The 6,185-nt window shown below is 56.8% G+C and carries 8 protein-coding genes and 2 tRNA genes; 6 read left to right on the top strand and 4 right to left on the bottom strand.

The features are described from left to right. Positions 1-149: GTP-binding protein (locus AB4Z23_RS10605; RefSeq protein ID WP_421387882.1), on the bottom strand; the 149-nt coding region annotated here is incomplete at its 3' end. A 432-nt stretch (positions 150-581) separates the two neighbouring features. Between AB4Z23_RS10605 and AB4Z23_RS10600 the strand changes: the two genes are divergently transcribed. Then, positions 582-1,214: a TerC family protein gene (locus AB4Z23_RS10600; protein ID WP_003513029.1), complete on the top strand. Its 633-nt coding sequence runs from the start codon at positions 582-584 to the stop codon at positions 1,212-1,214. A 1,055-nt stretch (positions 1,215-2,269) separates the two neighbouring features. Here AB4Z23_RS10600 and AB4Z23_RS10595 read toward each other — a convergent pair. Next, positions 2,270-2,719: a hypothetical protein gene (locus AB4Z23_RS10595; protein WP_003513030.1), complete on the bottom strand. Its 450-nt coding sequence runs from the start codon at positions 2,717-2,719 to the stop codon at positions 2,270-2,272. Between the two features lie 324 nt (positions 2,720-3,043). Between AB4Z23_RS10595 and AB4Z23_RS10590 the strand changes: the two genes are divergently transcribed. Then, complete coding sequence (locus AB4Z23_RS10590) at positions 3,044-3,370, top strand: BA14K family protein (protein WP_111783499.1); 327 nt, start codon at positions 3,044-3,046, stop codon at positions 3,368-3,370. A gap of 119 nt (positions 3,371-3,489) precedes the next feature. Then, positions 3,490-3,684, top strand: coding sequence for a hypothetical protein (locus AB4Z23_RS10585; RefSeq protein WP_013636443.1), 195 nt, complete (start codon positions 3,490-3,492; stop codon positions 3,682-3,684). Between the two features lie 69 nt (positions 3,685-3,753). Here AB4Z23_RS10585 and AB4Z23_RS10580 read toward each other — a convergent pair. Continuing rightward, positions 3,754-3,827, bottom strand: a tRNA-Gly gene (locus tag AB4Z23_RS10580). Between the two features lie 26 nt (positions 3,828-3,853). Further along, positions 3,854-3,938: transfer RNA gene (locus AB4Z23_RS10575), tRNA-Tyr, on the bottom strand. 209 nt (positions 3,939-4,147) lie between these two features. On the opposite strand from AB4Z23_RS10575, the gene rlmB reads away from it, so the two are divergent. From rlmB to AB4Z23_RS10560, 3 genes are all read left to right on the top strand, one after another. Beyond that, a complete protein-coding gene (gene rlmB, locus AB4Z23_RS10570) occupies positions 4,148-5,035 on the top strand; it encodes a 23S rRNA (guanosine(2251)-2'-O)-methyltransferase RlmB (RefSeq protein WP_003513033.1) in 888 nt (295 codons plus the stop codon). A 76-nt stretch (positions 5,036-5,111) separates the two neighbouring features. Continuing rightward, positions 5,112-5,504 (top strand): acyl-CoA thioesterase, encoded by a 393-nt coding sequence (locus tag AB4Z23_RS10565; RefSeq protein WP_421477235.1) that lies wholly within the window; start codon positions 5,112-5,114, stop codon positions 5,502-5,504. 6 nt (positions 5,505-5,510) lie between these two features. Next, on the top strand, positions 5,511-6,104 hold the full coding sequence (locus tag AB4Z23_RS10560; protein WP_003513035.1) for a hypothetical protein: 594 nt from the start codon (positions 5,511-5,513) through the stop codon (positions 6,102-6,104). The last annotated feature ends 81 nt before the right edge of the window (positions 6,105-6,185 follow it).

Below are 6,185 nucleotides of genomic sequence, written 5' to 3'. Positions count from 1 at the left end.
TCAGGAGCAGCGTCGATCTGGTCGTACGCCTTGAACTCGCCGAAATACTTCGTGATCGCAGCAGTCAACGACGTCTTGCCGTGGTCGACGTGACCGATCGTGCCAATGTTGACGTGCGGCTTATTGCGCTCAAACTTGCTCTTTGCCATGTGAATTGCTTCCTGTGAACGTGAAGTAGTTTTCCCGGCGAACCGGTTTGGTGTCGCCGTTTAAGGCTTTGTAAGCGAATGCGCAAGACTTAATTGTCAAAGCACGGTCGCGCACGCCTAAGGCGCGCCTCAAGGTGCATATATGGTGCGTTCCGCGCGATATTCAAAGCTGGCTCAGCCTTCCCACGCGACGGCAAGACGGGACGCACGGACGGGACCCTGCCTGCACCCCTCTTCGCACAATCGGATCGTTAAATAAGCTTTTTCTTTATCACAACTTCTTTACCTGGACCCTCATCATGGCTTAAGGAAATTTCATCTCCGGGGGGAGACGGGCGAGCGGGACGATGCGCCCAGGCGCAAAACCTCTATGCCACATATTGATCAGCCGCGCTCTCCGGCGCGAAATTACATCCGTTTCAGGACCGCTCAATGGAAATCTTCACAGCCGCCGGCTTCACGGCATTCATGCAAGTCATTGCGATCGATCTCGTTCTCGCAGGCGACAATGCCATCGTCATCGGCCTTGCCGCCGCCGGTCTTCCCGCCCATCTTCGCCGCAAGGCGATCCTGGTCGGCATCATCGCCGCCACCGTATTGCGCATCGGCTTTGCCGCCGTCACCGTGCAGCTTCTCTCCATTGTCGGGCTGCAACTCTTCGGCGGGCTTCTGCTTGCCTGGGTGTGCTGGAAGATGTGGTCCGAACTGCGCGAAGCCGCAGGCTCCATCGAAGACGAGGTGACGGACGAAGAGGCTGACCTGACCAAAGGTCACAAGACCTTCTTTCAGGCCGCAACCCAGATCGTCATCGCCGATGTGTCCATGTCGCTGGACAACGTGCTTGCCGTCGCCGGTGCCGCGCAGGACCATGTCACGGTGCTGATCATCGGTCTCGTCGTCTCGATCGCCCTCATGGGACTGGCCGCCAATTTCGTCGCCAAGTTGCTGCACCGCTACCGCTGGATTTCGTATCTTGGCCTGATGGTCATCATCTATGTGGCGCTCAACATGCTGTATCACGGCGTGATCGAGGTCCTGCCCTACATCAAGCCTTATTTCGGCTGAGACTGGCAGTCACATATTCGTCCCGAAAGGCCTGGAAACGAGAGTTTCCGGGCCTTTTCTTTTCATACCCATACAAATGCACCCTTGCCTGCACAGCATTGCAAGCGCACGCGCAGGTGAAATCGGCGCACAGGGGAATCGGTCTCCGCGTCCGCTGCAACATTCGGATAAGACAGGGAAATCGTGATTTTTTGCCTATGGATTTTGGCAATTGAGGTCAGCCACGGGCAAGCCTAGTGAGCTAGTTAATAAGTCATAAAAATAAAAAGAAAGGTAAAGCTGCCAATGGCTTATGACTGGACCGGCGGTCGCACCCGCCGCCTTCGCAGGATGAAGCTGGGCGCTGTTGCAAGCTCACTAATCCTGCTGGCGCTCTTAACAGCGCTCGTTCTAGGCTGAACGCGCTGCGCGCAATTCAACGCTGACCGGCGGCATGGCAAGGTTTCCCAAAACCGCCCTGCCGCCGCTCCTTCGGGGGCAATGTCCATTCTTTTTTGGCAATATTTGCCGAATATCAGCCGCGAAGACATGTCGTGGATACGCCGCCAAACATATGCATTGAAGCGGGTTCATTTCGGCTCTGAAGCTGCGGCAAGACCTATCGAAACAGCCAATAAATAACGCCAAGCACCAACGTCCACATCAGTAGTGATATGGCGAGTACGGCGAGGTAGTTTCGAAATCGTCTGGTCATCCGCCCACATTGCCGGCCAGCCGCCAAGGGACAGCCGTAACCGTTTAATTGCTGGATGCGGATCAAGCCGCAAGATCAACTCTTTCTATCAAGATGCTGAATCGCAAACCATTCGGAGATTTTACCCGCCCGAAAACGGGGTTGCCTGACCATGTGAATATCAACCCGCCGGTAAGCGTGAAAACGTTAGGCCACGCTTGCCGCAGGATTTGCAGGGCACAGGAAAAACCGCATGTCTTTCTGGACGTGGCTCAGACACGCTCCGGTCAACCGAATCGACAAATTAAGTCCTTCGGTATGATGTCTGATGACGCGTCATTGCTGGGGCAACGGCGTTCAGCCGCCGCCCCAAAAAAGCGCGTCAGCTCTTCAAAGCCGTATTGCACAGGCTCCAGTAACCGCCACCCTTCTGAATCCACTTGAGATCGCCGAGCGTGCCGTCATCCTTGTTCTTACGATAAGAATCGACGCAGGTCTTCAGGCGGGCCTTGCCAGGAGTCTCGCTTGAATATTTCTTATCGACAGCACTCGGAAATACGACGCTCTTAGGAGCCTTTATCGTCGCCTTTTCTGGTTCTTTGTCGGTGGTAGCCGCAACTTGCTTGTCGTCGGCCGCGCTTTCGGCAGCAGCATCGCTACCGCAGAACTTGGCGCGATAGTCGTTCCACTTGACGTCCTTCGCGGACCCGTCGGCTTTCGCCGCCTGGTATTTCACGCTGCACTCTTTCATGGTGAGCGCCGCTGCGGGGGAGACGAACGCCGCCGATGCGAGCAGCGCTAAGGATGAGAGAATTACAACCCTGTTGATCATCGAAGACTCCCGTGTGCATGATTGCCGGCAGACTATCCGACCGGACTTTCCGCTTGTCAACGAGCAGTGCAACAAGCACTCAAAGTCGAATTGGCGGGGAGCAAAATGTGCTCATCGGGCGTGGCGTTTTCGCGGTGAGGACGGCATCACACAGTGACCATGGATATCCACAATCAGCCCGCCGCCGGGGGCATCGCCGCCTTGCCACGCGAACGACGGCAAGCACCGCACAACGAATCACGTATTCGTGTGACGTCAACCCTGCGTCGGAACGAAATTCCTTAATTTTCGTTAGCATCTCGAACGAATAACGAGGATTTATCGATGTTGAGGATGCCGAAGACTATCTCCGCGCTCGCTCTTGGCGTCGCAATATCTACCGCTTTTACCGTGCCCGCCAGTGCGCTGAGCCTCATACAACCGGCCTACGAACAACAGGAACAGGCGCAGAGTTCCGACGGTCGCGGCTATCCTGCATCCGCCTTTGCCGCGGGCAAGGGTGAAGAGGCGTCATCCAACGGTTACGCCCTCTCAGAATCGGAAATAAACCACGTAAAATGGTGTGCAGCGCGTTACGCATCATACCATCCAACCGACAACAGCTATATGGCAGCCGCCGGCATACGGACGCAATGTCGTTCTCCGAATTGATTCAGCCGTGCCGCAGCGCACCGCGTCCCAGCCAATAAGATAAAATTTACTTTAAATTCTATTGACCTGAACCTTTATCCGGGTTGGCCGTTTGAAGCGCGTGCCAGCGAGGAAACGCGATGATGTGGAATCTTGAAAAACTTGAGCAAGAGCGACTTGATCTGATCGAGGTCATTACTGCCCTGCGCCACACTGAACGCCTGTCGACAGCGGATCGCACCTCGATCTTTGAGAAAATTACGGCGCATATGGTGAGGTTAAGCGAGCTCGACGCAGAGAAAATGCGGATTCAGTCGGCCTTGGAGGCGAGCTGAAAACAGCCAACGCTGATTGGAGGCTGCACATCGGCGCGAGGCAAAATTATCGATCTTTTTGAGAAGTTTTGGAGCGGGTAGCGGGAATCGAACCCGCGTATTCAGCTTGGAAGGCTGCTGCTCTACCATTGAGCTATACCCGCGGTGGTGATTTTGATCCTGCGCAGAATGGTGGAGGGAGTTGGATTTGAACCAACGTAGGCGTAGCCAACGGATTTACAGTCCGTCCCCTTTAACCACTCGGGCATCCCTCCAGCTATCTGCTAGGATCGAGCAACCAAGCTCTTCAGATTTCTCTCCGGCGAAGCGCCGTTGCGTCGTCTGTGGCGCGTATATGACGGCCTCGTTCGCTTCTGTCAACACGCCGTTTCACGAATTTTCGGGAAAAAATTCAAACCTCTTTGCAGGCCTGTGGATTATCGCGGGGGCTGGTGTGCGTCGCGTCCCGGAGATATAAGGCGCCATGAGCAAAGACGATCCAAACGACAAATCCACCCGCGACACGCACTACGCCACCCTGCGCCGTGCCGTGCGCGATGCCAAACGCGAGAGGGGCGAAATTCCGACCCCGCAGCAGCCGAAGCGCCGGAATCGTGGCGCGGAAGACTGGAAGCCGCCGCAGCTTGCGCCGGATCAGGTCCACCTTTACGGCCTGCATACCGTGCGTGCGGCGCTTTCCAATCCCGAACGGCAACTCATCAAGCTGTCGGTTACCCTGAATGCCTTTGCGCGTCTGGATATCGGCGAAGCGGATGCGCAGCCCTTCCCGGTAGAGATTGTCTCACCGCAGGATATCGACAAGGTGCTCGGCCCCGAGGCGATCCATCAAGGCGTGATGCTGGAAACAAGGCCGCTTCCGGTCAAGAAACTCGATGCGCTGAAGAAAAGCCCGCTGATCCTCGTGCTCGATCAGGTTACCGACCCGCACAATGTCGGCGCCATCATGCGCTCGGCGGTCGCCTTCAACGCCGGCGCCGTCATCACCACCATTCGCCATAGCCCGACGGAGTCAGGCGTGCTTGCGAAGTCTGCGTCCGGCGCACTGGAACTCATTCCCTATATCCAGATCACCAACCTCGCCGATACATTGGGCGAGCTGCACAAGCTTGGCTTCTTCTCGGTCGGTCTGGATTCGGAAGGCCCCGCCCCCATCGAGCAAACCTTCACCGGCGCAAAGATCGCCCTGGTGCTGGGAGCCGAAGGCAAGGGGCTGCGCCAGAAGACCCGCGAAACCGTTTCGGCGCTCGCCCGTCTCGATATGCCGGGCGAGATCAAATCGCTCAACGTATCGAATGCGGCAGCCATCGCCCTTTATGCAACGCAGCAATTTCTGGGCAAAGCGTCGTCCTGACGCTTACCCTTCCTTGCGAAATCACAAAGCGCAACGCATGCTGCGCCTTTGACATTCGCAAGGAGCAAATCTCGACATGACCGACCTGCCCATCAAACCGACCGGCGAGCTGACGCTGCGGACGCTCGCAATGCCGGCCGACGCCAATCCGGCCGGTGATATTTTCGGCGGCTGGGTCATGTCCCAGATGGACTTGGCCAGCGGCATCCGCGCCGCGGAGCGGTCTCGCTGTCGCGTAGTCACTGCGGCGGTCAAGGAAATGGCTTTCGAGTTGCCGGTGAAGATCGGCGACACCCTGTCCATCTACACCGATATCGCCCGGCTCGGCCGCACCTCCATCACGCTGACGGTTGAGGCCTGGGCGCAGCGCTCCCGTTACGACAAGCTGGAAAAAGTCACCGCCGGAACCTTTATCATGGTGGCGATGGACGAAAACGGGCAGCCGACGCCCATCCCTCCGGTGGAGTAGGATGCGATGGAGGCCGCCGTCAACGCCGCGGAAGCCTATGCGCATATCCGCGCCGTCATGGGCATGGTGGTTGGCCTTAGCCTCGCCCGCTTGCTGACCGGCCTTGCCGGTTTCGTGCAGCATCCCAAGAAGGAGCGCATCTATCCCTTGCATATCGGCTGGGTGGCGTTCCTGTTTCTGATGCTCGTGCATTTCTGGTGGTGGGAACACCGGCTTTCCGCCACCAGCCACGTCCTCGGCTTCGGCGCGTTCCTGTTCCTCATCCTGTTCTGCTCGCTGTTCTATTTCCTGTGCGTGTTGCTGTTCCCCTCAGACATGAAGGAATACAAGGGATACGAGGACTATTTCTTTTCCCGTAAAAGCTGGTTCTTCGCGTTTCTCGCCGCACTTTTCGTCACGGATATCGGCGATACGCTGCTGAAGGGACAGGACTACCTCTCCTCGCTGGGCGCTGAATATCTCATCCGCACAGCTATTTACGTTGTTCTGTTCACACTGGCGGCTTTCATCGGCAACCGACGCTTTCACAGGTTTCTCGTCATTTTCGCCCTGATTTATCAGGTAGTCTGGATATTCCGGACCTACGACCTGCTGGCCTGAACATTCCCATCCCGAGGTCGGGTGATAATTGAAAACAGGCCTCGTCTTTCGCCATCGTGTCGCGGTGACACGGCCCGATAA

Source organism: Agrobacterium sp. MCAB5 (genome assembly GCF_052114365.1).
Classification (GTDB): domain Bacteria; phylum Pseudomonadota; class Alphaproteobacteria; order Rhizobiales; family Rhizobiaceae; genus Agrobacterium; species Agrobacterium tumefaciens.
Note: the sequence above shows the minus strand (reverse complement) of the source record. Positions and strands in the feature narration are given on the sequence as shown.